Origin of the sequence: uncultured Bifidobacterium sp., from assembly GCF_949292005.1 — a bacterium.
Lineage (GTDB): Bacteria > Actinomycetota > Actinomycetes > Actinomycetales > Bifidobacteriaceae > Bifidobacterium.
In genome coordinates this window covers 1-3845 of the sequence record NZ_CASEXV010000055.1, presented here as the reverse complement: position 1 = coordinate 3845, position 3845 = coordinate 1, and the positions used below count along the sequence as shown (strand labels likewise).

Sequence of the window (3845 nt, the reverse complement as noted above, 5' to 3'; positions counted from 1 at the left end):
GGGCGTCTTGTCAACTGGACCATGTCCGACGGCAAAGGCTTCGACATCGTCAGCCTTCATGACGGTCTGACCGTCGGTGGACGGTCCATAACACTGAAACCGGGGGAGAGCATGACGATCGTCTGTCATGTCCAATCGGCCCCGGGAATTGCGGCCCCTCTGACCCTGCGCCAGACGCCTCAGATCCCCGGAAGGACGGACTGACCATTTTCGTGGGACGGCGTTGCTAGTATGGTTGCTAGTATGGGCTGAGCATGTGTGGTGACGGGTGCGCCGAATGTGGTGCCATTGGAGGAGGATTGTCGCGTGGAGACCGAGCAGCGGGAAGAGACGACGTCGAAGTTCCAGCTACGGGAGGGGAAGGATGATGACCGGGATGGGACCGTGTCTCTGTCCGATCTTCTTCAGGTCATCCGCAAGCACATGGTCACGGCTTTGGTGACGTTCGCCTTGGTGGTCGTGGGCGCGGGAGCGTTCACTATGTTGAGCCCGACGAAATATTCGGCCACTGCCGAGGTGTTCGTCACATACAGCAGCACCGCCGCGGGGACCGACGACATTTCGAGCATCACTAGTGTGAGCACGTACATTTCCAACCAGATCAAATCGTATCCGACTTTGGCCACGACTGAATCGGTTCTGCAGCCGGTGATCTCGGATTTGGGGCTGAATACGACGGTGAGTGCGCTGGCGTCCACGATTTCCGTGACGAACCCCAGTGACACGGCATTCATCAATATCACCGTCCAGGATGGGGATGCCAGTCGCGCGGCGTCGGTGGCGAACGCCGTGGCGACGTCTCTCAGTGACGTGGTGGAGAACAGCCTGTACAGCCAGGACGAGAAGTCTCCCGTGAAGCTTTCGGTGGTGCAGCAGGCGACGGTTCCGCAGTCGCCGAGTTCCCCCAAAGTCAATTTGTACATGATGGTGGGCATTCTTCTGGGTATTGTTTTCGGGATAGTCGCCGCCTTGCTCAAAGATCTTTTGGCGCCTCGGATTGAGGACGCGCGTGATCTTCAGGACATCGTGGAGGCTCCGATTGTCGGCCGTGTTCCACGCAACGACGCGCTTAATGACTCCACTCCGATTGTCATCTCGACTCCCAGCGGGTCGCTTGCCGAGGAGTTTCGCCGCATCAGAACGAATCTGTCCTTCACCGCTCCTGTGGAGGGGACGCACTCCCGGCTGGTTGTGGTCGGCGCGGTGGGGCCGAATGAGGGGAAGACGACCTGCGCGGTCAATATCGCCGCGGCCTTCGCGGAGACGGGCTCACGTGTTCTTCTCATCGACGCCGATCTACGCCATCCGTCGGTCGCGGCCAAGCTGGATCTTGAGGGTGGGGCGGGCCTGACCCATGTCCTTTCCGGACAGGCCGACGTGAAGGATGTTGTGGAACGCTACTGGAAGCCCAATTTCCACGTGATGCTCGCCGGGCCGAAGCCGCCGAACGCCTCGGTGCTGTTGAACTCTCCCACGATGTTTGCGCTGCTGCGTCAGGCCCTTCTCCAGTACGATTATGTCGTCATTGACACGGCTCCGATGGTTGTGGCTGATGAGGCCGCCCTGTTCGGTTCCATCGGCCGGGGGGTCCTTATGGTGTCCGGGCGTGATATGACCAGCAAGCGTGAGTTGAAGGATGTGTCGACGCAGCTGTCGAATCTGGATGTTCCGATTACTGGTTTTGTGTTCAACTATGCCAAGGACAACCGCAAATCCAATGGTTACTACGGCAACTACTATTATGACGATGATTCCTCGACGTCATCCGGTGGTAGAAGCGGTAAAAGCGGTAAAAGCGGCAGAAAGTCCACAATGTCCCGTGGATCCCATAAAAGCTAAGAGCAATCCTCGGGTGCAGGGGAGTGTCCGTGTGTCTACCGGCCTGCCTGCGCGGCTTTGGAGATGCGGGCGATTTGCGTGAGATCGGCTTTTATGTGGTCGTAAACTTGCGTGAATGTTTCAAGGGAGAGTCCGTGGGGGTCTTTGATGTCCTGTGCGGTGGGGATCAGTGGTTTGATCATGGTCGCGTTCTCCATGATGTCGTGTAGGTTGTCCGCTGTTGATGACCGTGCGTCGATCATGGTGTTCCTCTGGTGGTAGTCGGCCAATGCGGTGTACTCGTCGAGAAGGAAGGATTTTTTCAGGGCTGTGGGATATTGGATGGCGATCTCGGAACGGTGGTTGCGGGCGAAGCAGAGAATGAGATCCGCTTGGTGAACGATCGTGCCGTCGACTCGTTTTGATCGGAAGTCCTCAACGTGTATGCCGTCACGTTTGAGGAGAGACGCGGCTGTCGAGTCAATGGGATGCCCAGGCAACCCCCGAATTCCCGCGCTGTCGACGATGACATCCGGTGTGTCCGCCATGATTTTTCTGGCGAACAGTTCGGCCATGGGTGATCGGCAGATGTTGCCCGTGCAGATGAAGAGAATTCTCATGACACCAGACTCTCATGACGTCAGTAGATTGCCTCGCCCATAAGTGGGAACGGCCCTCCCGGCGCGTTGTCCGGGAGGGCCGTTCGTCAATATGACTGTGAGAGTATGGCGACTCTGCTCTGCTGAAGACTCAGCGGCTGGTCTTCTTGCGGAGCAGGAGGATCGCGATGGCCGCGACGGCGAGAAGAACGATGCCTCCAACGATGGGAAGAACCGTCGCACCGGTGCTGGCTGTGGTTGTGGCCGTCGTACCCGACTGGTCGTCCGTGGTAGTGGTGGTTCCTGTGCCTTCGCCGGTCGCGGTGGGAAGCACCTTGATGGTGTACTCGACCTGTGAACCGTCCTTCGTGCCGGTGGCCACGATGGTGGTGCTTTCCGTCACAGCTGATGAGAATACGACCTTGCCGGAGAACCCACCGTTGTCGTCCGCCTGATAGGCGACGCTTCCGGCCTTAAGGATGGTCGAGATGTTCGTGTCTGTCCAGGACAGGATGATGTCCGAGCCGGAATCGAAAGTCCCACTGGGAATCGTGAAGGCGACGGTGTTGCCCGTGGCGGTGACCGTGGCTCCATAATCCTCAGCGAAGGCCGACGACGCTCCCATACCGAGAGCAAGCACGGCCGCAATCGCACTGAAAAGCGCTATCAATGATTTTTTCACGTTTGTCATTTTACCTTCTCCTCGGTTATCGCCATTCCCCGTGGACTGGTCCGACGAATCGTCCCCCATGGCTGATACGAGATTAAGCATAGCTCATGGGGAGGATCTGGAAAAGTGATGTGCGAGATTCATTGGTAATACGGTCGTAACTGGATGTGGAAACGGCCATCCATACAGCCGACATGCTCCCCGGTTGACGGGATGCTGTTCAGTAGGATCCGGTGCCTTTGACCACGGCGCTGACGGTCTTGAGGAGGATGGCGATGTCGCCGTTGATCGACCATCGTTCGACGTAGGACACGTCGAGCCGCTCGGACTCCTCCTGGCTGAGGTCGCTGCGCCCCGACACCTGCCACAGGCCGGTGATGCCGGGCTTGACCAACAGGCGCGTGGAGTACAGGGAATTGTATCGGGCCACCTCGCATGGCAGCGGGGGCCGGGGGCCGACCAGGCTCATGCTGCCCATGAGCACGTTGAGGAACTGGGGGAACTCGTCCAGCGACGTCTTGCGGATGAGCCTCCCGATCCTCGTGACGCGCGGATCGTCGTGCAATTTGAACAGGAGGTGGTCCTCGATGCCGTTCTCCTCCGCCAGCTGCTGGACCATCTTGTCGGCGTCGACGCGCATGGAGCGGAACTTGTAGAGGGTGAAGGGCCTGCCGTACAGGCCGATCCGCCGCTGCCGGTAGATGACCGGGCCGCCGTCCTCGGCCTTGACGAGCAGGGCGACGGCGGCCATGACGGGC

General features: G+C 59.0%; 4 protein-coding genes and 1 pseudogene. 2 read left to right on the top strand and 3 right to left on the bottom strand.

Annotated features, from left to right (window positions below):
• A pseudogene (locus tag Q1X90_RS03815) lies at positions 1 to 204 on the top strand (hypothetical protein); the annotation flags it as partial.
• Positions 205 to 306: 102 nt separating this feature from the next.
• Positions 307 to 1839, top strand: a complete 1533-nt coding sequence (locus Q1X90_RS03810; RefSeq protein WP_300766704.1) for a polysaccharide biosynthesis tyrosine autokinase — start codon at positions 307 to 309, stop codon at positions 1837 to 1839.
• A gap of 35 nt (positions 1840 to 1874) precedes the next feature.
• Here the strand turns inward: Q1X90_RS03810 and Q1X90_RS03805 are convergent, their stop codons facing one another.
• The 3 genes from Q1X90_RS03805 to Q1X90_RS03795 form a co-directional block, all read right to left on the bottom strand.
• Positions 1875 to 2438: a low molecular weight phosphatase family protein gene (locus Q1X90_RS03805; RefSeq protein ID WP_300766702.1), complete on the bottom strand. Its 564-nt coding sequence runs from the start codon at positions 2436 to 2438 to the stop codon at positions 1875 to 1877.
• 130 nt (positions 2439 to 2568) lie between these two features.
• On the bottom strand, positions 2569 to 3108 hold the full coding sequence (locus tag Q1X90_RS03800; RefSeq protein WP_300766698.1) for a hypothetical protein: 540 nt from the start codon (positions 3106 to 3108) through the stop codon (positions 2569 to 2571).
• Positions 3109 to 3307: 199 nt separating this feature from the next.
• Positions 3308 to 3845 (bottom strand): sugar transferase (locus tag Q1X90_RS03795; protein WP_300766696.1); only part of this gene is annotated, 538 nt, incomplete at its 5' end.